This is a genomic window from Psychrobacter sp. UBA2514 (assembly GCF_002341255.1).
Lineage (GTDB): Bacteria > Pseudomonadota > Gammaproteobacteria > Pseudomonadales > Moraxellaceae > Psychrobacter > Psychrobacter pacificensis.
In genome coordinates this window covers 6,100-6,356 of sequence record NZ_DDNS01000037.1, presented here as the reverse complement: position 1 = coordinate 6,356, position 257 = coordinate 6,100, and positions in this window count along the sequence as shown.

The window sequence follows — 257 nt, the reverse complement described above, 5'->3', positions numbered from 1 at the left end:
GCAGACTTGCCTTTTTTGCAGCTGCTTGACTGGTACGGTATGCCAAGCCGCGGTCAGATGCATGAGCAGTATCAGCCTTAGCCATCTGTCTAATTATTTGGGCTAGAACATCAGCCCAGAAAATCAGCCAAAAAGCAGACACAGAACCTCTCTTTTATCATCACGAGTGCTATTATTCATACTATGACTTTACCTAACATACAGACCAACAGAGCCAATCTAAACAATTACGGCTCAGGTAGCTACCTTGCCAGCGA